18 protein-coding genes are annotated in these 20218 nt (G+C 68.5%); 6 read left to right on the forward strand and 12 right to left on the reverse strand.

What is annotated here, in order from left to right; translation table 11 throughout:
* Positions 1 to 2: 2 nt before the first annotated feature.
* Positions 3 to 1316, reverse strand: coding sequence for an ABC transporter substrate-binding protein (locus ACIBL3_RS01045; RefSeq protein ID WP_396351106.1), 1314 nt, complete (start codon positions 1314 to 1316; stop codon positions 3 to 5).
* 198 nt (positions 1317 to 1514) lie between these two features.
* Here ACIBL3_RS01045 and ACIBL3_RS01050 point away from each other — a divergent pair, with 198 nt between their 5' ends.
* The 3 genes from ACIBL3_RS01050 to ACIBL3_RS01060 all read left to right on the forward strand — a co-directional run bounded on the left by ACIBL3_RS01050 (position 1515) and on the right by ACIBL3_RS01060 (position 5448).
* A complete protein-coding gene (locus ACIBL3_RS01050; RefSeq protein ID WP_396351107.1) occupies positions 1515 to 2216 on the forward strand; it encodes a FadR/GntR family transcriptional regulator in 702 nt (233 codons plus the stop codon).
* Positions 2217 to 2313: 97 nt separating this feature from the next.
* Positions 2314 to 4272: a glycosyl hydrolase family 28-related protein gene (locus ACIBL3_RS01055; protein ID WP_396351108.1), complete on the forward strand. Its 1959-nt coding sequence runs from the start codon at positions 2314 to 2316 to the stop codon at positions 4270 to 4272.
* Positions 4273 to 4296: 24 nt separating this feature from the next.
* The gene (locus ACIBL3_RS01060) at positions 4297 to 5448 is read left to right on the forward strand and encodes a pyridoxal phosphate-dependent aminotransferase (protein WP_396351109.1); all 1152 of its coding nucleotides are present in this window, start codon (positions 4297 to 4299) and stop codon (positions 5446 to 5448) included.
* A 131-nt stretch (positions 5449 to 5579) separates the two neighbouring features.
* On the opposite strand, the gene ACIBL3_RS01065 is transcribed toward ACIBL3_RS01060, so the two are convergent.
* The 10 genes from ACIBL3_RS01065 to dnaK form a co-directional block, all read right to left on the reverse strand.
* On the reverse strand, positions 5580 to 6179 hold the full coding sequence (locus tag ACIBL3_RS01065) for a hypothetical protein (RefSeq protein WP_396351110.1): 600 nt from the start codon (positions 6177 to 6179) through the stop codon (positions 5580 to 5582).
* Positions 6180 to 6287: 108 nt separating this feature from the next.
* A complete protein-coding gene (locus ACIBL3_RS01070; protein ID WP_396351111.1) occupies positions 6288 to 6641 on the reverse strand; it encodes an ArsC/Spx/MgsR family protein in 354 nt (117 codons plus the stop codon).
* Between the two features lie 17 nt (positions 6642 to 6658).
* The gene (locus ACIBL3_RS01075; protein ID WP_396351112.1) at positions 6659 to 7234 is read right to left on the reverse strand and encodes a hypothetical protein; all 576 of its coding nucleotides are present in this window, start codon (positions 7232 to 7234) and stop codon (positions 6659 to 6661) included.
* 193 nt (positions 7235 to 7427) lie between these two features.
* Positions 7428 to 10010 carry an ATP-dependent chaperone ClpB gene (gene clpB, locus ACIBL3_RS01080; protein WP_396351113.1) on the reverse strand — a complete coding sequence of 861 codons (2583 nt, stop codon included), beginning with the start codon at positions 10008 to 10010 and terminating at the stop codon, positions 7428 to 7430.
* A 225-nt stretch (positions 10011 to 10235) separates the two neighbouring features.
* On the reverse strand, positions 10236 to 11495 hold the full coding sequence (locus ACIBL3_RS01085) for a hypothetical protein (protein ID WP_396351114.1): 1260 nt from the start codon (positions 11493 to 11495) through the stop codon (positions 10236 to 10238).
* Between the two features lie 86 nt (positions 11496 to 11581).
* Positions 11582 to 12118 (reverse strand): GNAT family N-acetyltransferase, encoded by a 537-nt coding sequence (locus ACIBL3_RS01090; RefSeq protein WP_396351115.1) that lies wholly within the window; start codon positions 12116 to 12118, stop codon positions 11582 to 11584.
* Between the two features lie 249 nt (positions 12119 to 12367).
* Positions 12368 to 12823 (reverse strand): heat shock protein transcriptional repressor HspR, encoded by a 456-nt coding sequence (locus ACIBL3_RS01095; protein WP_360514720.1) that lies wholly within the window; start codon positions 12821 to 12823, stop codon positions 12368 to 12370.
* Entirely contained in the window at positions 12823 to 13992 is a 1170-nt protein-coding gene (dnaJ, locus tag ACIBL3_RS01100) for a molecular chaperone DnaJ (protein WP_396351116.1), read from the reverse strand. The genes ACIBL3_RS01095 and dnaJ overlap by 1 nt, the downstream gene beginning before the upstream one ends.
* 27 nt (positions 13993 to 14019) lie before the next feature.
* Entirely contained in the window at positions 14020 to 14733 is a 714-nt protein-coding gene (gene grpE, locus ACIBL3_RS01105; RefSeq protein ID WP_396351117.1) for a nucleotide exchange factor GrpE, read from the reverse strand.
* The gene (gene dnaK / locus ACIBL3_RS01110; protein WP_396351118.1) at positions 14730 to 16589 is read right to left on the reverse strand and encodes a molecular chaperone DnaK; all 1860 of its coding nucleotides are present in this window, start codon (positions 16587 to 16589) and stop codon (positions 14730 to 14732) included. Before dnaK ends, grpE begins: the two co-directional genes overlap by 4 nt.
* A 268-nt stretch (positions 16590 to 16857) precedes the next feature.
* Between dnaK and ACIBL3_RS01115 the strand changes: the two genes are divergently transcribed.
* From ACIBL3_RS01115 to ACIBL3_RS01125, 3 genes are all read left to right on the forward strand, one after another.
* Entirely contained in the window at positions 16858 to 17331 is a 474-nt protein-coding gene (locus ACIBL3_RS01115) for a GNAT family N-acetyltransferase (RefSeq protein WP_396351119.1), read from the forward strand.
* A gap of 184 nt (positions 17332 to 17515) precedes the next feature.
* Complete coding sequence (locus tag ACIBL3_RS01120; RefSeq protein WP_396351120.1) at positions 17516 to 17908, forward strand: phosphoribosyltransferase family protein; 393 nt, start codon at positions 17516 to 17518, stop codon at positions 17906 to 17908.
* Positions 17909 to 18066: 158 nt separating this feature from the next.
* Entirely contained in the window at positions 18067 to 18942 is an 876-nt protein-coding gene (locus tag ACIBL3_RS01125) for a DUF559 domain-containing protein (protein ID WP_396351121.1), read from the forward strand.
* Between the two features lie 63 nt (positions 18943 to 19005).
* Here ACIBL3_RS01125 and hutI read toward each other — a convergent pair whose 3' ends face one another.
* A complete protein-coding gene (hutI, locus tag ACIBL3_RS01130) occupies positions 19006 to 20169 on the reverse strand; it encodes an imidazolonepropionase (RefSeq protein WP_396351122.1) in 1164 nt (387 codons plus the stop codon).
* Between the last annotated feature and the right edge of the window lie 49 nt (positions 20170 to 20218).

Raw genomic sequence — 20218 nt, forward strand, 5'->3', positions numbered from 1 at the left:
GCTCAGTTCCCGGCCCACTTCTTCGTCCAGTACTCGTCCCAGCTCTTCAGGATCTCGGCCGGCTGCGCCTTCCCGGTGATCAGCTTCTGTACGTCGGCATCGGCCTTGTTGCCCCACTCCGTCGACCACGGCACCCCGCGCGGCTGCGTCACCACGACGTAGGTGTCCGGCGACTCGTTCATCGCCACGTACGACGCCCACGGTCCGTCCTTGAAGAACGGGTCGTCAGCCGCCGACTTCAGGATCGGGACCAGGCTGTTCTCCTTCGAGAACGTCATCGCGGAGTCGCCGGAGGTCAGGAACTTCACCAGTTCCACGGCCTCCTTCTTGTGCGTGCTGCCCTGCGCGACACCCCAGCCCGCGTTCGCCAGCGGTTGCGCCGCCTTCCCGGTCGGTCCGACGGGGAGAGGCGCCGTACCCCACTGGTCTTCCTTGATCGTCTTGGACTGCTTGACGGTCGCGATCACCTCGGGGTCCTGGAGCAGGAAGCCCGTGGTCCCGGAGGTGAAGCCCTGCACCATCTCCGGGTAGCCCCAGCTGACCGACGACGGCGGCGCGGCGCCCTTGAACAGGTCGAGGTACAGGTTGAGCGCGTCGACCGCCTTCGGCGACGAGAAGATCGTCTTGCCGTTGGTGAGCTTGAACGCGTTGTCCCGGTTGATGTCGTCGATCACGTAGCCGGAGATCACCGCGATCGCGTTGCCGCCGGCGCCGAGACCGCCGCGGAACGAGTACCCGTACACGTTCTTCGACGGGTTGTTGATCTTCTTCGCCTGCTCGACCAGCTCGGCCCAGCTCTTCGGCGGGCCGCCGAACCCGGCCTGCTGGACCAGGTCCTTGCGGTAGAACAGGGACAGGCCGTAGAAGCCGTACGGGACCATGTACGACTTGCCGCCCTCCTGGGCGACCTTGAGCGCGTTCGGGGTGAGCGCCTGCAGGCCGTCCCAGCCCTTCAGGTCCGGCGCCATGTCGTAGATCCACTTGTTGGTCGAGAACGGCCCGACCGTGGTGTCCCGCACCTCGAGTACGTCGACCCCCTTGCCGGACTGCAGCATCTGCTGGATCTTCTGGTCCGCCTGGTTGGTCGGCGGCGAGATCAGCTGCACCTTGACGCCGGCGTTCTGTCCCTCGAAGTCGGCGATCAGCTTCTTCAGCAGCGTCGTCCGGGTCGGGTTGGTCAGGCTCTCGACCATCTGCAGCGTGACCTGACCGTCGGCCTTCTCGGCCGGGCCGGGACCGCAGGCGGTGAGCAGCAGCGCGGCGGCCGTCGCCGCGGCGGCAAGCGGTGCGAACATCGTGCGTGGCCGGTGGGGCATGGCACGTCTCCTCAGGGGATGTGGGCCAGGGGATGACTTTTCTGGCATCAGATGACTTTGGCCTGACATCTGATGAATCGGTCGACCGTCTCTGCACCCTAGCGACCGTCACGCGGGAACGACAAGATGTTAGCGAGAATGTGACCACGAGTGGTCTGAGGACTTACTCTTTCAGGTGAAGACCCGAGGAGGTGGCAGATGGCAGCCACGGACAAGGCCCTGGCCGGCCTGCGCCAGATGATCGCGTCCGGCACGCTCGGGCCGGGGGCGAAGTTCCCGCCGGAGCCCGAGCTGTGCGATCACCTCGGCGTGTCCCGCAGTTCGCTGCGGGAGGCGGTCCGGTCGCTGGCCGCACTCGGCGTGATCGAGTCCCGGCACGGCTCCGGGACGTACGTCTCGGCCCTCGACCCGGCCGAGATCATCAGCCGGTTCTCGCTCTCGGTCGAGCTGATCCCGCTCGAGGGCGTGCTCGAACTGATGGAGGTACGGCGAGTGCTCGAGGCACACGCCACCGCGGCGGCCGCCGCCCGGCAGGACCCGGACCTGGAGCGGCGGCTGAGCGAGATCCTCGACAAGCTGGAGGCGACCACGGACGCCACCGAGATCCAGCTCCTGGACGCCGAGTTCCACGGTGCGATCTGCACCGCCGGCGGCAACCCGACAGTCACCGCCCTGACCGGCGTGATCCGGGGCCGCGGCGGTCACTACCGCATCTTCGAACCCGGCGCCGACTTCGACGCGATCAAGCAGACCAGCGACCGCGGCCACCGCGCGATCCTTGCGGCGATCGCCCGCCGCGACCCCGCGGCCGCAGCCACCGCCGCGTCCGCCCACATCGCCCAGACCGAACTTTGGCTCCGGGCACTCCGTCCGGAACCTCAAGTCGAGCCCTCTGGGTGACTGGCAAGAAATTTCTCAAGACTGTCGAGATCTTGCGCAGTGCTGCGCGGGTGCATAACCTCCAGGCGCCGGTTGTTCGTCTGGAGGGGATCCGCCAATGTCCCGATCACGCCTACGTGCCGTCGCCGTCGTCCTGACGACCGCTCTTCTCGGAGCAGTTCTCACCGCTCCCGCTGACGCCACTCGCCCGGCGCCGAGGATCACCCGCGCCGGACTCGATCCCGCCTTGGTCGCGGGACGCGGCGCGGACGTCGCCTTCGTCGAGCAGGAGGCCGAGAACGCCTTCCACACCGGGGAAAAGCTCGGACCGAGTCGCGAGGCCTACACGCTCCCGGCCGAGGCTTCCGGACGAACCGCAGTACGACTGACGTCGACGCAGTACGTCGAGTTCACCCTGACCGGGCCGGCCAACGCGTTGACCCTGCGCTACAGCATCCCGGACGCGCCGGCGGGCGGCGGGATCCAGGCGCCGCTCGACGTGACGGTGAACGGCAAGCACCGGCAGACGATGACGCTGACGTCGGAGTACGCCTGGCTGTACGGCATGTATCCGTTCTCGAACGACCCGAACGTCGACCCGATCCCCGGCTGGTGGAAGCCCGAGCCGGACCCGGTCGCCAAGCCGTTCCGGCCGAACCACTTCTACGACGAGCAACGCCTGCTGCTGGGCCGGACCTACCAGCCCGGCGATCGGGTCCGGTTCGCCGTACCGCGGAACACTCCGGCTGCCTGGTACGTGCTGGACCTCGCCGACTTCGAGCTGGTCGGCGCACCGAAGCAGCAACCGCGGAAGTCGCTGTCGGTGCGGTTGTTCGGCGCCGACCCGACCGGACGGCGCGACGCGGCGCCCGCGATCGAGCAGACGATCGCCGCGGCCAAGAAGATCGGCTGGTCGGTGTTCATCCCGCCGGGCACGTACCAGGTCAACCGGCACATCGTGGTCGACCAGGTGACCGTCCGCGGCGCTGGCAGCTGGTGGACGATCATCAAGGGCAAGGTCCTTCCGCTGCCCGAGCCCGCGCCGGACAAGTCGGTGCACAGCGCACCCGGTTTCTACGGCAAGTACGCCGCGGACGGCGGCAGCACCCGCGTCCACCTGGCCGACTTCGCGATCGAAAGCGACGTACGGGAGCGGATCGACACCGACCAGGTGAACGGGATCGGCGGCGCGATCGGCGGCGGCTCGATCATCGAGAACCTCTACCTGCACCACACCAAGGTCGGTATCTGGCTGGACGGCCCGATGGACGGGCTGCTGATCCGGAACAACATCATCACCGACGCGATCGCCGACGGCATGAATCTGCACCTCGGCGTCTCGAACGTCCGGGCGACCAACAACTTCGTCCGCAACAGCGGTGACGACGGGCTCGCGATGTGGTCGGAAGCCAACCCGGACGGCCTGGTCAACCACGACAACGTCTACGACCACAACACCGTCCAGACGCCGGTCCTGGCGAACAACATCGCCATCTACGGCGGTCGTGACAACGCCGTCACCGACAATCTCGTCGCCGATCCGATCCGCGAGGGCAGCACCCTGCATGCGGGCTCGCGGTTCAACTCGACGCCGTTCGAGGGCACGCTGACGTTCGCCCGCAACACCACCGTCCGCGGCGGTCCGCGCGACCTGAACTGGGATCTCGGCCTCGGCGCGATCTGGTTGTACGCCTTGCAGTCCACGATGTCCGGGCAGATCGAGATCCGGGACAGTTCGTTCCTGGACTCGACGTACAACGCGATGCTGTTCGTCGTCGACTGGCCGGTGAAGGACACCTACGCGATCGAGAACGTTGCGGTGCGCAACATCAAGGTCGACGGCACCGGGACGAACGTGGTCAACGCCCGGGTCGGCGGCTGGGCGACGTTCGAGAACGTCGACGCCCGTAACGTCGGGGCGCCGTTCGTCAACAACTGCGGGACGTTCCAGTTCGACGGGACGCCGGAGTTCGACGTACGGCTGCTGTCCGGCAACGACGGCGACTGGACCGGCGCAACCTGGTGCGAGGACCGGCCGGCCGTCGTACCGCCCCCACCACCTGCTCCCTGGAACTGATGGTGTCGCGCTAGTGTCGGGGGCATGCGCGGACACGCTCAGCGGTTGACGGGGCTCGGGACGACGATCTTCGCGGAGATGTCGGCCCGGGCGGTGGCGACGAACTCGGTCAACCTCGGGCAGGGGTTCCCGGACCGGGACGGGCCCGACTCGCTGCTCGAGGACGCGATCAGCGCGATCCGGGCGGGCGCCAACCAGTACGCACCGGGTCGCGGCGTACCGGTGTTGCGGCAAGCGATCGCCGATCACCAGAAGCGCTTCTACGACCTCTCGTACGACCCTGACACGCAGATCCTGGTCACCACCGGCGCGACCGAGGCCGTCGCCGCCGCGCTGCTCGCGTACGTCGAGCCCGGCGACGAGGTGATCGCCTTGGAGCCGTACTACGACTCCTACGCGGCCGGCATCGCGTTCGCGGGCGGACGTCGCGTCCCGGTCACCCTGCGCGCGCCCGACTTCCGCCTCGATCTCGACGAACTCCGCGCCGCCGTCACCCCGCGCACCAAGGTCCTGCTGATCAACTCCCCGCACAACCCGACCGGCACCGTCCTCACCGACGACGAGCTCCGCGGCATCAGCACGATCGCCGTCGAGCACGACCTGGTCGTCATCACCGACGAGGTCTACGAACACCTCGCGTACGACGGACTCGAGCACCGGCCGCTGGCGTCGTACGACGGAATGGCCGAACGCACCGTGTCGATCAGCAGCGCCGGCAAGACGTTCGCCGTCACCGGCTGGAAGATCGGCTGGGTCACCGGGACGCCGGACGTGGTGACCGCGGTGACCACGGCCAAGCAGTTCCTCACCTTCACCTCCGGCGCGCCGTTCCAGCCCGCCGTCGCCGGTGCGCTTGCCCTAGGCAACGAGTACTACGACGCCCTGCGCGCCGACCTGCAGTCCCGCCGCGACCTGCTCTGCGACGGCCTCGAGGAACTCGGCTTCGGCGTCCACCGCCCGCAGGGCACCTACTTCGTCACCACCGACATCCGCCCCCTCGGCCACACCGACGGCATCGACTTCTGCCGCATGCTCCCCGAACGCACCGGCGTCGTCGCCATCCCCCACCAGGTCTTCTACGACAACACCACCACCGGCCGCCCCCTGGTCCGCTGGGCCTTCTGCAAACAACCCGAAATCCTCCAAGAAGCCCTAACCCGCCTCCAAAAACTCTGACGCCCGGCGTGTGGATGTCACACGACAGCCGCCGCTCCCTTGTGGCATACTCGAGCTAGCTCGCCACGCGCTGCTTGGTGAGAAGTGAAGCTGGGATTCCCACCGGATGATGGGGCCCAGCTTTCGCGCTTCTACCGCACCACGATGCGCTGAACGCTGACCACCTCGGACAACGCCAGCAGCCACCGCGGCTCTCCCAGGTTGGCCGCCGTCACGGCACCTGCCACTGCATCCGGCAACCAGAGCATTGGTTCCTGTAGCGGCCGTGCGAACTCGATCGAGGTCCGGTATGACAACAGGCCCTTGCGCCGCGCACTGTCGACCAGGCTGCGGTCCCGCTTGTCTTGTGAGGGCGCTCGCGACTCGAGCCACGCCTGGCTGACACCGAGTTGATCCAGCTCGTACAGGAGGTGTTCGAGGCAACAACGTCTGGCGCGTTCCTGCTTCTGACGGTGGACTGGCGAGCCGACCACGACGATCGCCATGACGCTGAGCGCGGCGACAGTCTCGGCGATCAGGTCCCTGCGCTTGGCGGATTCGGCCACCCAGTGCAGCCGCACGATCTTTCGCTCCGTTAGCGCGAGAAGCTGCGTACGGAGGTCGTCGATTGCGCCTTGGTCGGCAAGGACTGCTGCGAGCGTGTACGTGCCTGACAGGTGATCGTTGCCGACGATGACGGATTCGTCGACCCAGGCGATCAGCGAGTGGTCCGGCGCAGTTGGGGTGGGCACCCGTCGGATTGTGCAGGAGTTGGCGGGTGCTTGCGTGGCGCCATCCACAGGGGTGGTGGGGCAGCCTGGGGCAGGGCGGGGCAGATCGGGTCGAGGCCCGGGGTTCGGCTACTTCGGGAGGAAGTGGGAGAGGGATTCGGGGTCTCGGGTTATGGCGGTGGTGTTGTCGTCGGCGGTGAGGATGGGGCGTTGGATGAGGATGGGGGTTTCGACCATGGCCTGGATCCAGGTGGGGCGGGTTTGTGGGGTTCGGGGGAGGGTGCGGAGGGGTTTGGCTTCGGGTTCGTTGTGGCGGACGAGGTCCCAGGGTTCGAGGTTGAGGCGTTTGAGGACGGCGGTGAGTTCCTCGGCGGTGGGCGGGTCGTCGAGGTAGCGCCGGACGGTGTAGGAGATGCCGGCTTCGTCGAGGGTCTTGGTGGCGGCGCGGCATTTTGAACAGGCTGGATTGATCCAGATCTCCACGGAGTGCAGTCCTTCGGTCAGCGGTGGTGGAACCAGAGCTTGGTCGGTTGCTGGAGCATCAGGACCAGCAGCGTCACGTGGATGGCGAGGCCGAGGATGCTGTTGGGGAGTGCCATCAGGCCGCCGGCGATGCCGGTCGCCGCGACGGCGATGAGCATGTAGCGCGCCCAGGCGTGGCGTCTGCGGATGTAGATGGCCGGGAGGATGTAGGCGACCGCGCAGACCAGGATGACCCCGACGACCAGGCCTTTCGCGTCCTTGGAGCCGGCGACGATCTCGGCGACCTGCTCACCCGCGGAGGTGAGCGCCAGGCCGCCGAGGAGGATGCACAGGGCGCCGAGACCGAGCGAGATCACGGAGGCGATGGTCACCTGCTTGGGTGGCCCCGGCTTCTGGGCGTACGGGTTCTGTCCGGCTCCGTAAGCACCGCGGTACGCGCCAGGCCGATCGCCGTACGTGCCCGGCCGGTCGCCGTACGGCGGTCCGCCCGGCGGCTGTGATCCGGGAGCGGGCGGCCCTCCGGGTGCGCCGAAGACGCCCTGGTACGGCCCGGGGCGGTCTTCGCCGGAGTTGTTGCCCTGCTGCTCGGTCATGCCCTGAAGAGTTCCTTCCACCAGCCCCCTGCCCTGATCCTCCCAGATAGACCAAACCCCGCCACCTTCATCGCACGATGATGTCCAGCTGGGGGAAGGCCAGGCGGGGTTGGTAGGCGATGACGTAGAGCCCTAGGTGATTCTCCGGTAGCTCGCAGGTGGTGCAGGTGTGCACCACCTGCGAGCTGTTGGGTCAGGCGCGGGTTACGTCGAGGGCGTCCTTGGCTTCGTTGAGGGTCACCTGGACGGTGTCGCCGTCCCGGATCTCGCCGGCGAGGAGGTTGCGGGCCAGTTCGTCGCCGATGGCGGACTGGACCAGGCGGCGGAGGGGGCGGGCGCCGTACACCGGGTCGTAGCCGGTCATGGCGAGCCACTCCATCGCGCCCTCTTCGACGTCGAGGGTGATCCGGCGGTCGGTCAGGCGGCGCTGCAGGGCGGTGATCTGGAGCGCGACGATCTGGGTCAGCTCCTCGCTGCCCAGGGCGTCGAACAGCACGATCTCGTCCAGCCGGTTGATGAACTCCGGCTTGAACGACTGCCGCACCACCGCCATCACCTGGTCACGCTTGGCCTTGTCGTCCAGCGCCATGTCGGCCAGGTACGCCGAGCCGAGGTTGCTGGTCAGGATCAGGATCACGTTGCGGAAGTCGACCGTACGACCCTGCCCGTCGGTCAGCCGACCGTCGTCCAGCACCTGCAGCAGGATGTCGAAGACCTCGGGGTGCGCCTTCTCCACCTCGTCGAGCAGGATCACCGAGTACGGGCGCCGCCGGACGGCCTCCGTGAGCTGGCCACCCTCCTCGTACCCCACGTAGCCGGGCGGGGCACCGACGAGCCGCGCGACACTGTGCTTCTCGCCGTACTCCGACATGTCGATGCGGACCATGGCGCGCTCGTCGTCGAACAGGAAGTCCGCGAGCGCCTTCGCCAGCTCGGTCTTGCCAACACCGGTCGGACCGAGGAACAGGAAGCTGCCGGTCGGGCGGTCCGGGTCGGAGATCCCCGCCCGGGCGCGGCGGACGGCGTCACTCACGGCCGTGACCGCCTCGCGCTGGCCGATCAGCCGGCGACCCAGCTCGTCCTCCATCCGGAGCAGCTTGCCGGTCTCGCCCTCGAGCAGCCGGCCGGTCGGGATGCCGGTCCACATCGCGATCACCTCGGCGATCTCGGTCGGGCCGACCTCCTCGTTGACCATCGCGTCGGGACCCTCGGTGACCTCCGGCTCGGCGTCTGCCTCCTCGAGCTCCTTGGTCAGCTGCGGGATCTCGCCGTACAGGATCCGGGCCGCGGTCTCCAGGTCGCCGTCGCGCTGGGCGCGCTCGGCCTGGCCGCGCAGCTCGTCGATCCGCTCCTTGATCTCGCCGACCCGGTTGAGGCCGGACTTCTCCCGCTCCCAGCGGGACTCCAGCGCGCGCAGCTCCTCCTCTCGGTCGGCGAGGTCGGCGCGCAGCCGCTCGAGCCGCTCCTGGCTGGACGGGTCCTCCTCGCGGGACAGCGCGAGCTCCTCCATCTTCAGCCGGTCGACGGTACGGCGCAGCGAGTCGATCTCGACCGGGGACGAGTCGATCTCCATCCGCAGCCGGGACGCGGCCTCGTCGACCAGGTCGATCGCCTTGTCCGGCAGCTGGCGGCCGGTGATGTAGCGGTGGGACAGCGTCGCGGCGGCCACCAGCGCGCTGTCGGAGATGGCGACCTTGTGGTGCGCCTCGTAGCGCTCCTTCAGGCCACGCAGGATGGCGATCGAGTCCTCGACCGACGGCTCGCCGACGAACACCTGCTGGAAGCGGCGCTCCAGCGCCGGGTCCTTCTCGATCCGGGTCCGGTACTCGTCCAGGGTGGTCGCGCCGATCATCCGCAGCTCGCCGCGGGCCAGCATCGGCTTCAGCATGTTGCCGGCGTCCATCGCGCCCTCGCCGGTCGCGCCGGCGCCGACGACGGTGTGCAACTCGTCGATGAACGTGATGACCTGGCCATCGGACTCCTTGATCTCGGTCAGCACCGCCTTCAGCCGCTCCTCGAACTCACCGCGGTACTTCGCGCCGGCCACCATCGCGCCGAGGTCGAGGCTGATCAGCCGCCGGCCGCGCAGCGACTCGGGCACGTCACCGGCCACGATCCGCTGGGCCAGCCCCTCGACGACGGCGGTCTTGCCAACGCCGGGCTCACCGATCAGGACGGGGTTGTTCTTCGTACGGCGGGACAGCACCTGGACCACCCGGCGGATCTCGGAGTCCCGCCCGATCACCGGGTCGAGCTTGCCGTCCTTGGCCCGCTCGGTCAGGTCGACGCCGTACTTCTCCAGCGTCTTGGTGGTGCCCTCCGCCTCCGGGGAGGTGATCCGGCGGTTGCCGCGCATCCGGTCGAACGCCTGCAGCAGCGCGTCGGCGGTCACGCCGAGCGCGGTCTTCGCGTTGCCTTCGACGGTCGCGAGCGAGATCAGCAGGTGCTCGGTGGAGACGTACTCGTCCCCGAGCCCGAGGGCCCGCTGCTCGGCCTGGTTCAGCACGTCAGTGGTCTTCGGCGACAGACTCGGAGCCTGCACGCTGCCGCCGCTCGCCTTCGGCAGGCGAGTCAGGAACTCGGCGGTCCGGCGGCGTACGGCGTCGAGGTCGGCGCCGGCGGCCTCGAGCAGACCGACGGTGGTCCCCTCCGGCTGCGCGAGCAGCGCGGACAGCAGGTGAATCGGCTCCACGGTCGGGTTGCCCGCCGCGGAGGTCTGACGGATCGCGACCGACAGGGTTTCCCGGGCCAGCGTCGTCAACCGCTGAACGTCCATCTGGTTCCAGCCTTTCAAGCTCAACTAACAGCAGTCACTGGTTACAACCTATCCAAACTTGAGTCCATTCCACTCAACTTTGGAGAATCCTGGGGAGATCTCAGGGTTCCCCGGGGCTCTCGTGACAAGTTGTATCCGTTTGACGACCGTCGGCTGAGGCGACTTCGCAACCTGTGGACAAACAAGCGGCTGGGGCAGCCCCCAGGCCACCCCAGCCGTCAACTGTCAGTACTGATACGCGCCCGCGTCCCAGTGGGTCGCGGTGGAGATGTCCTTCCCTGCCAGGTCGTAGTCGTACCCGGTGTCCTCGCCGCGAGCGATGGCCGGGCTGCCGGCCTTCAAGCGGAGGTCCGTGGCGCTCGTGTAAAGCGGATCCGCCTTCACCGAGTGCGTGCCAAGCGTGAACTGGTAGACGCTGCCCTGGTACACACCACGGTCCTCGTCGGCCGCGTCGGCCGGGTTGCCGGTGTCGAACGAATCGTCGTACCCGACCTTCTTGCCGACCTTGACGATGTTGTTGCGCAGCTTGAGGATGTCCGGCCCGCACCCGGCGTCACAGCTCCAGCCATTGCCGTTCGGCAGGTTGACCGAGTTGTTGACGGCGACCGTCCGCAGTACCGGCCCGATGTTGCTCTGCGCACCCCGGGTCACCAGGAACGAGCCCTGCGGCTTGCTGGAGGTGACGCTGTTGTAGGCGAACACGTTGTCGTCCGCGGTCGCGCCCTCTTCGTGCCCCAACTCGGTGAACGTCTCGTTCTCGCGGGTGACGTTGAACTCGATCCGGTTCCGGTTGCCGTTGAAGATCTCCACCGCGGCGCCGTCGGCGGTGTAGTCGTAGCTGAACGCGTAGTGCCCGCTGATCGTGTTGCGGCTGATCAGGTTGTCGTCGCCGTGCACGAGGAACCCGAACGCGCCGGAGTCGTCGTCGGGATTGACCTCCTTCGGCGTGAGCACGCTCATCTTGTTGTTGTCGACGATCGTGCTCCAGCGGACTGTGTTCCAGTCCGAGCCGTCGACGATCGAGACCCCGACGACGTTGGCATCGGCCTGGACCGTGTCCATCACGATGCTGTCGCCGACCAGCTCGAACCCGGCCCAGTTGCAGCCGCTGGCGCGGAGGTCGCCGATGAAGATGTCCGAGCCGGTGACGTTCACGCAGTTCAGCACCGGTCCGCCGATCTTCGGCAGCGCGCCGCTGCCGTAGGCGCCGATCACGATCGGCGCGTCCGACGTACCGGAGCGGGACAGTTGCAGCGTGCCGGTCCAGGATCCGCCGCGCTTGAACAGCACCTGGTCGCCGGGCTGGAGCGCGCGCCCGTTGACCTTGGCCAGGCTCTTCCACGCGGTCGAGGTGCTGGTCCCCGCGGCGGCATCGTTGCCCGCCGCGGAGTCGACGTAGTAGGTGGTCGCCGCCGGCGCGGCGTGCGCGACACCAGGAGCAGTGATGAGAAGGGCGGTTGTCAGTACTGCGGCTAGCTTGTGCACATGGTCCTCGTTCTGAACGAGGGCGCGGACCACAGCGGCGTCGCAGATATCTTTGAGTCAACCACCCCTGGTAGTCAACCGCTCACTCACTCGGTGAACTCCGAGGCCCGGATCCGGTACACCTGCAGCGTCAGGTCGTAGTACTTGTCGGTCTCACCGACCCACTCCATGCCCAGTCGTCCGGCGGTGGCGATCGCGCGTTTGTTGGTCGGCCGGGCGACGGCGAACATCTCGTCGACGTCGCCCTCCTTGAACGCCCAGCGCATCAGCGCGTGACTGGCCTCGGTGGCGTACCCGTTGCCCCAGGCACTCGGCCGCAGCTGCCAGCCGATCTCGAGATCTTCCTCGTACGGCGGCAGCAGCCGGATCAGCAGGCCTCCGACCACTTCGCCGTCCTCGCGCCGGGTGACCGCCCAGCGGCCGGCCGGCGGGACGAAGTTCGGCTGGGCCTCGATCCACGCCTGCAGGATGGCCCGCATCGTGGTCGCGTCGGTGACCTGGTCGATGGCCGGTGAGAGCCAGGGGGCCACGTCGGGAGAGCCGTAGATCTCCAGCGCGGCTTGTGCGTCGTCTTCTTCCCAGTCCCGGATCAGCAACCGGTCCGTCTGCAGGGTCAGCGTCACCTTGCCAGAGTAGGTCGGCGAGTGCGGCCAGACGAGAGAACCGCAGGGCGGTCCGGGAAGGACCACCCTGCGGGGGCCGAAGGGCGCCCGGGGGAAGGCGCGCCTTCGGCGGTGGAGACATCGGGGGTACGACGTCTCCACTGACCGGAGGCTCCGAGGGGGGAGTCGGTCGCCTCCGGGTTCATGGGCCCGGAGAGTCCGGGCCCGGGTTTCGGTGGGCTCAGCACAACCGGCCTGAGCCCAGGCTTGTCAGCGGGGGCCCAGCTCCAAGGGCTGGGTCCTGATCCAGCGCGTCGTGGTCTGCTGCCGGCCCATCGCGATCACGTCGCCGGCCGGACCGGCCGAGAACACCCGGCTGCCGGTGGTCTGGCGGGACGCACCGACTCCGCGCTGCACTTCTGCGAGCAACTGGTTGACCCGCTTGCGCAGATCCTCCACTTCGGACTGTAGCGCGAGGATGTGCCGAATTCCCGCCAGGTTGACACCCTCTTCCTGGGACAGGTGCTGCACGTACCTCAGCTTCGCCACGTCGTACGCCGAGTACCGCCGGCCACGCCCGGACGCCCGGCTCGGCGTGACCAATCCGAGCCGGTCGTACTGGCGTAGCGTCTGCGGGTGCATACCGGCCAGCTGGGCCGCCACCGAGATCACGTAGATCGGGGTGCGATCGTCCCAGGTCGGCACCTGGCTGAACGGGATGCCCATCAGGAGCTCCCGAACAACCCGGACCGCAGGTCAGGCTGGTCCGACGCGGAGCTGAACTCCTGCAGCTTGGCGCGCTGCTCGTCGCTCAGCTCGTGCGGAACCTGCACCTCGAGGGTCAGCAGCAGGTCGCCCTTGGTGCCGTCCCGCCGGACCGATCCCTTGCCACGGACACGCAGCTTGCTGCCGTTCGCCGTACCAGCGGGGATCCGGACCGTGACGGGCAGGCCGTCCAGGGTCGGGACCTTGATCTCGGCGCCCAGCGCGGCCTCGGTGAAGCTCACCGGGACGTTCAGCGTCAGGTGCTCGCCTTGACGGCCGAAGATCCGGTGCGGCTTCACGTGCACCGTGACGTAGAGGTCGCCCGCGGGGCCACCCCGTTCGCCGGCCGCGCCCTTGCCCTTGAGCCGGATCCGCTGACCGTCCTGCACGCCCGCCGGGATGCGGACCTGCATGGTCTTGCTTGACTGGCCGCGGCCGGAGCCGTGGCAGGTCTCGCACGGCTGGTCGACGACCAGGCCGCGACCCTTGCACTCGGTGCACGGCTCGGTCATGGCGAACACACCGCCCTGGACCGAGGTCTGCATACCCGTGCCCTCGCACTTCAGGCAGACCTTGGGCACCGTCCCGTACTTCGCGCCGGTGCCACGGCAGGTCTTGCACGGCTCGTCGCTGGTCATCCGGAGCGCCACGGTGACACCGTTCACGGCCTCGGCGAACTCGATCGTCGCCTCGGTCTCGATGTCCGCACCGCGCCGCGGCCGGGCCGTCGACGTGGTGGTCGTGGTCCGGCCGCCACCGCCGAACATGCCGCCGAGGATGTCGCCGAGGCCACCACCGGCCCCGGTCCCACCGCCGCGGTTGAACAGGTCGCCGACGTCGAAGTTGAAGCCGCCGCCCGAACCACCGCTGCCCGGCATCCGGAAGCCGCCGCTGCCGAACAGCCGGCGCGCCTCGTCGTACTCCTTGCGCTTCTTCGGGTCGCCGACGACGTCGTAGGCCTCGGAGACCTCCTTGAACTTGGCCTCCGCGGTCGCGTCACCGGCGTTGGAGTCCGGGTGGTACTTGCGCGCCAGCTTCCGGTAGGCCTTCTTGATCTCGTCGGCCTCGGCAGTCTTGGAGACGCCGAGAACCTTGTAGAAGTCCTTCTCGAGCCAGTCCTTCGTGCTCATGCGACGCCTCCCCTCCCGCCGTGTCGGTCACTCCGCAGACGTGTCTGCGGACTTGTCGTCATCTGTTTTCTCCACCGGTACGCCGTCCTGCGCAACGTCGGCCGGGAGCTGCTCGGTCGGCTCCGAGACGGCCACCCGGGCCGGCCGCAGCACCCGCTCACCGAGCCGGTACCCCGGCTGCATGACCATCGTCGCGGTCGGGCCGTCCACCTCGTCGGAGTAGTTGTGCAGCAGGGCCTCGTGGATGCGCGGGTCGAAGGGGTCGCCCTTCTCGCCGTACTTCACCAGGCCGAGCTTCTCGGTGACCCGCTCGAGCGACTCCGAGACCGCCTTGAAGGCGCCCTCCAGCTCACCCGCCTCGCGGGCCCGGCCGATGTCGTCCAGGATCCCGAGCAGCTCGGTCAGCACCGAGCCGATCACGAGCTCCCGGGACGCCTCCCGGTCCCGGTCCACCCGGCGCTTGTAGTTGACGTACTCGGCCTGCAGCCGCTGCAGGTCCGCCGTACGCTCGGCCAGCGCCTCGGTCAGCAGAGCCTCCTGCGCGGACGGGCCGATCAGGTCCGACGGGTCCCTCGGCGGTTGCGCGCCCGGGGTGCCCGGCAGGCCCGGTGCGGCGCCGGTCGCGGGAGCGTCCGACAGGGACGGCTCCCGCAGCTCGCCGGTGTCCGGGTCGAGCCGGCGCTTGTCCCGGACGACGGGGTCACCGTCGCCGAACTCGCTGCCAGTCGGTCGATCCGTCACTTGTCCTCCGTCTTGTCCTGCGGCCGGTCCTCGTCCACGATCTCGGCGTCGACCACGTCGTCGTCGTTGCTCGTGGAGCTGTCGGAGGCGGACGCGCTCTCGTCGGCGGAGCCGGCGGCCTGGGCGTTCGCATACATCGCGGCGCCCATCTTCTGGCTGGACTGGGCGAGCTTCTCCGACGCGGCCTTGATCACCTCGGCGTCGTCACCCTCGAGCGCCTTCTTCAGCTCCGCGACACCGTCCTTGACCTCGGTCTTGACGTCGTCCGGCACCTTGTCCTCGTTCTCGGACAGGAACTTCTCGGTCTGGTAGACGAGGCTCTCGGCCTGGTTGCGGCTCTCCACCGCCTCGCGGCGCTTGCGATCGTCCTCGGCGTACTGCTCGGCGTCGCGGACCATCTTGTCGATGTCGTCCTTCGGCAGCGCCGAACCGCCGGTCACGGTCATCCGCTGCTCCTTGCCGGTGGCCATGTCCTTGGCGTTGACGTGCACGATGCCGTTCGCATCGATGTCGAAGGAGACCTCGATCTGCGGCACGTTCCGCGGCGCCGGCGGCAGGCCGGTCAGCTCGAAGTTGCCCAGCGACTTGTTGTCCCGGGCCATCTCGCGCTCGCCCTGGTAGACCTGGATCATCACCGACGGCTGGTTGTCCTCGGCCGTGGTGAAGATCTCCGAGCCCTTGGTCGGGATCGTGGTGTTGCGCTCGATGATCTTGGTGAACACGCCGCCCTTGGTCTCGATGCCGAGGCTCAGCGGGGTCACGTCGAGCAGCAGGACGTCCTTGACCTCACCCTTCAGCACACCGGCCTGCAGGGAGGCGCCGACCGCGACGACCTCGTCCGGGTTCACGCCCTTGAACGCGTCCTTGCCGCCGGTCAGCTCCTTGACCAGGTCGGCCACCGCGGGCATCCGGGTCGAGCCGCCGACCAGGATCACGTGGTCGATCTTCGACACGTCGATGCCGGCGTCCTTGATGACCGCCTTGAACGGGGCGCGGGCGCGCTCCAGCAGGTCGCTGGTCATCTTCTGGAACTCGGCCCGGGAGAGCTTCTCCTCCAGGTGCAGCGGGCCGGACTCGGTCAGGCTCAGGTACGGCAGGTGGATCGTGGTCTCGGCCGCCGCGGACAGCTCGATCTTGGCCTTCTCGGCGGCCTCGGTGAGCCGCTGCATGGCCATCTTGTCACCGGACAGGTCGGTGCCGTTCTTGTTCTTGAACTGGGTCACCAGCCAGTTGACGATCCGCTGGTCCCAGTCGTCACCACCGAGGTGGTTGTCACCGCTGGTCGCCTTCACCTCGAAGACGCCGTCGCCGATCTCCAGCAGGGACACGTCGAACGTGCCGCCACCAAGGTCGAAGACCAGGATGGTCTGCTCGTGACCTTTGTCCAGGCCGTAGGCGAGCGCCGCGGCGGTCGGCTCGTTGACGATCCGGTGCACCTTCAGGCCCGCGATCTCGCCGGCCTCCTTGGTCGCCTGACGCTGCGCGTCGGTGAAGTACGCCGGCGTGGTGATGACCGCGTCGGTGACCTGCTCCCCGAGGTACGCCTCGGCGTCCCGCTTCAGCTTCTGCAGGACGAAGGCGCTGATCTGCTGCGGGGAGAACTTCTTCCCGTCGATGTCCACGCTCCAGTTCTCGCCCATGTGGCGCTTGACGGAGCGGATGGTGCGGTCGACGTTCGTGGTGGCCTGGCGCTTCGCCACCTCGCCGACCAGGACCTCGCCGTTCTTGGCGAAGGCCACCACCGAGGGCGTCGTGCGCGCTCCCTCGGCGTTGGGGATGACGGTGGGCTCGCCACCTTCCAGTACGGCGATGACGGAGTTCGTCGTACCGAGATCGATACCGACCGCGCGGGCCATGTGCTTACCTCCACACTGTGTGAGTCCGGGGGACAACCCCCGCACCCCGGAAACTTGAGTGATGCGGACTCAATGTTGCCGTTCAGTCGCCCCGGTTTCAAATCCGTGACCGAACAAACTTGAGTACACCTGACTCAACATGTCATACGGCCGGGCCATTCCCAACCTCGACCCCCTGATTTCGGGGTCCTGGCCAGGGTGCGGCCAGGGCGACCCCTGCCGCGGCAAAGGCTTTCCGTGGGATGGTGGAAGGGTGAAGCTCCGCCCCATGACCTCCGCTGACGACGCCGCGGTTCTTGCCCTGAACGCCGCCTCGGAGGGCTGGGTCGAACCCCTCGGCCCGAACCGGCTGGACTGGCTGCGGCTGATCGCCGCGCACGCCGCCGTGGTCGAGGTCGACGACGAGGTGGCCGCCTTCGTCCTCACCTTCGCCCCCGGGTGCGCGCACGACGGCCTCGAGTTCCAGTGGTTCACCGAGACGTACGCCGACCGCTTCCTGCACCTGGACCGGATCGTCGTCGCCGAGCAGCACCGGCGCCAGGGCATCGCGACCGCGGTCTACCGCGCGGTGGAGCGGTCCGCCAAGCCGTTCGATCGGCTGGTCTGCGGCATCAAGTCGGACCCGCCCGACATCGCCGGCCTGGCCTTCCACGCCGGCCGCGACTTCGTCGAGGTGGGCAAGCTCGGTCGCCCCGACGGCACCACCACCGCGCTCTGCGCCAAGGAGCTCGCCACCGACTAAATCGGGTGCGAGGGCGTCGAAGACCGGTCACCCTTGGTTCATGAACATGCAGGAGCGGTTGCGCGAGACCTTCGTCTGGCGGACGGATCGCGGCGCCTGAAGCAGCTACGCCGACGTCACCGGCTGGTGGCGCGACGCCGAGCTCCTGCGTGACCTGGGCCCCGCACTGGCCCGCCTGTACGACGTGACGCCGACGGTCGTGGTCGGTCCGGTGTCACGCGGGTCGATGCTCGGCGCGTTGACGGCCGCGGCGCTGGGAGTCGGGTTCGTCGAGATCCGCAAGGACGGCGGTCCGGCGACGGACAGCGATCGGTGGGTCCAGCGAACCACCGGACCGGACTACCAGGACCGCCACGTCGTCTTCGGCTTCCGCCACGGCCTGGTCAAGTCCGGCGACCGCGTCCTCATGGTCGACGACTGGGCCGACACCGGCGCCACCGCCCTAGCCACCCGCGCCCTGATCCGAGACTGCAGCGCCCACTGGATAGGCGCCGCCTGCATAGTCGACGCCCTAGGCAACGCCCGCCTGCGGCATGAGCTACCGCTGCGCGCCCTGATCGACGTCCGGCGACTGTAGGGCCCGGACCGCCAGCACTCACCATCACCGCCGATGCGCCCTTTCGCAGGCTCAACTCCAGCCCAGCGCGCTCCGACGCGGAGCTTGGTGAGTGGTGGCGGTCCGCCCATGTGGATAACGGGCGCGGCGGCTGAGCGGATCCCGTCACCATTGGAGCCATGGCGGATGTGGTCGAGGTCCTTGGCAGACGCGGTGGTGCAGCGGCGTTCGCCGAGCTTCGGTCGGTCGTCTCGGCACGGGCGATCCGGAACGCACTGACCGCAGGCGAGATCCGCCGGGTCGCCAAGGGCGTTTACGCACTGCCGGCGGCGCCATCCGCGCTGGTGGCCGCGCGCAGCCAGGGTGGAGTGGTGTCCCACCTGAGCGCAGCGCAGCACTGGGGCCTGGGCGTGATCACGCCACCGCGCCTCCCGCACGTCACGTTGCCCCCTGGTCGAGTTCGTCGGCGCACGGGACTCCCGTGCGTCTTGCACTGGGCCAATGTGCCGGTCCTGGGCGACGTAACCACGCCACTGCAAACGCTGCTCGACTGCTTTCGGACTCTCCCACTGGCCGATGCACTCGCCGTCGCGGACTCGGCACTGCACACTGGCCTCGTCCAGCCGGACGAGTTGTTCGATGCGGCCGCCAGGTTGCGCGGACCGCATCGACGACGCATCCGGCAGGCCGCCGCCTTGGCCGACGGACGCTCCGAGTCAGTCCTCGAATCCGCGTTGCGGACGCTGCTGATCGAGCACGGGCTCGGAGGATTCGTCCCCCAGTGGAAGGTCGCAGACGCTGACTTCTCAGCTCGGATCGACTTGGCGAACCCGCAACTGCGCGTCGGTCTCGAGGCAGAGGGGTTCGAGCATCACGGCACCCGCCGGGCGTTGGTCAAGGACTGCAGGAGAAACGTCAACCTGGTCATCCGGGGTTGGACGATCCTCCGGTTCAGCTGGGAAGACGTGATGTACGACGGCACCTGGGTGGTGGACGCGGTCGCAAGGGCCACCGGACGTCCCCCACTCACCAACGCCCTCCGCCGGGCGGCTTGAGCGCGTCGGCAAGCCCGCCTCCAGGCGCGGCGCAGATCTTGGTGAGTGCGGTACGTTCGGCCCTCACACCGGGCGGCCGCCCAGGAAGGTTTGGGTTACCAGGGGTACACCCGGGCGGTAGGCGAGGTGGAGGTAGGAGGGGGCGTCAAGGACGGCTAGGTCGGCGCGGGTGCCGGGGGTTAGGTGGCCGATGTCGGTGCGACGGAGGGAGGCGGCGCTGCCGGCGGTTGCGGACCAGAGGGCCTCGGCTGGGGTCATGTGCATTTCGCGTACGGCCAAGGCGATGCAGAGCGGCATGGAGGAGGAGTAGCCGGAGCCCGGGTTGCAGTCGGTGGCCAGGGCTACGGTCACTCCGGCGTCGATGAGCCGGCGGGCGTCCGGGTACGGCGATCGCGTGGAGAACTCGACCGCCGGAAGCAACCCCGCGACCACGCCCGTTGAGGCGAGTCCGTCGATGTCGGCGTCGGTGAGATAGGTGCAATGGTCAGCCGCAGCCGCGCCGACCTCACAGGCCAGCTGGACACCCGGCCCTTCGCCGAGCTGGTTGGCGTGGACCCGAGCCTGCAGGCCCTTCGCCTGACCCGCGGTCAGGATCGCCCGCGCCTGATCCCCGTCGAAGGCGCCGCGTTCGACGAAGACGTCGACCCACTTGGCGTGCTCCGCGGTTGCCTCGAGCATCGGCCCGGTCACGAGCGACACGTAGCCGGCCGGGTCCTCGGCGTACTCAGCCGGTACGACGTGCGCCCCCAGGTACGTCGTCTCGTCGGTGAACTGACGCGCGATCCGCAACCCGCGCGCCTCGTCGGCGACCGTCAGCCCGTAGCCGGACTTGATCTCGACCGTCGTCGTACCCTGCCGGCGCATCTCCGTCACCAGCCGCGCCACGTTGGCGGTCAGCACCTCGTCCGTGGCCTGCCGGGTCGCCGCGACCGTGGTCCGGATCCCGCCCGCGGAGTACGGCGTACCGGTCATCCGGGCAGCGAACTCCTCGGCCCGGTCACCGGCGAACACCAGGTGCGCATGCGAGTCGACGAACCCCGGGATCACCGCCCGCCCACCCACATCGACAGCCTGATCCGCGGCCGGCGCCTCACGACGGGCACCGATCCACGCGACCTTGCCGCCCTCGATCACCAGCGCCGCATCCCGCACCTCACCGAGCAGCCCACCGCGCGCCGGATCGTTCGTCACCAACGAACCGATACCGGTCAGCACCAGCGAGGTCATGGGGCCTCCCGGCCTGGACTGAGGAGTGGAGGGAGCGAAGCGACTGGAG

The organism is Kribbella sp. NPDC050124, assembly GCF_044460355.1.
Lineage (GTDB): Bacteria > Actinomycetota > Actinomycetes > Propionibacteriales > Kribbellaceae > Kribbella.